General features: G+C 63.6%; 1 protein-coding gene and 1 pseudogene. Both read right to left on the bottom strand.

Going from position 1 to position 706, the window contains the following annotated elements; genetic code table 11:
* Positions 1-296 (bottom strand): response regulator (locus EOD07_RS36490; protein WP_127238513.1); only part of this gene is annotated, 296 nt, incomplete at its 3' end.
* Between the two features lie 202 nt (positions 297-498).
* Positions 499-706, bottom strand: a pseudogene (locus tag EOD07_RS36485) (sensor histidine kinase); the annotation flags it as partial.

Here is a 706-nt window from a genome sequence, read left to right as displayed (position 1 = left end):
ATATTGCCGTAGCCGGTCAGGATGATGGCGCGGGCATCGTCTCGCTTCTCGCGGATGGCGGCCACGACATCGAGGCCGTTGCCGTCGCCGAGCCGCATGTCGACCACCGCATAGGCGGGCGGATGGGCGCGCGCCTTGGCGACCGCCTCTTCGACGCTCTCCGCCGTCTCGACCACGAAGCCCCGTGTCTCCATGGCGCGGGCCAGCCGGGTGAGGAAGGGCTTGTCGTCCTCGACGATGAGCAGCGAGGTGTCCTCGCCCTCGACCATTGCGCCAGTCGTTTCGTCTCCGCTCATCTTATCGGCATCCTATTGACCAAAAGCGCAGCCGTCGAAACGAATTCCGGCGACGGCGCTTGAAGTCCATGTTTTCGGGCATGCCACTTTTCCAGACACAATTTTGGGCGACATGCTTCACTTTTACGCAGATACAGTCCCGCAAGGGCAATGTCCAATTTTTAGAGCCGGCAACAGAGCTGCCATGCGGCAACTGCAGGGTTCAGGCGTTGTCGAACATGGTGGCCGAAGCCTGGTCCTGGTTGAGGAAGAGGCCGCGCGGCCAGGAAATCTGCACCACCGCGCCCTCGCCGAGCCCGCTCGAATTGCGGAAATCGATGGTGGCGCCGGAGCGCTCCAGCAAGGTCTTGGCGATGAACAAGCCCAGCCCCAGGCCGCCGCCGGCCTCCGTGCCCTGGCGCGTCGACATG

Source organism: Mesorhizobium sp. M2C.T.Ca.TU.002.02.1.1 (genome assembly GCF_003997225.1).
Note: the sequence above shows the minus strand (reverse complement) of the source record. Positions and strands in the feature narration are given on the sequence as shown.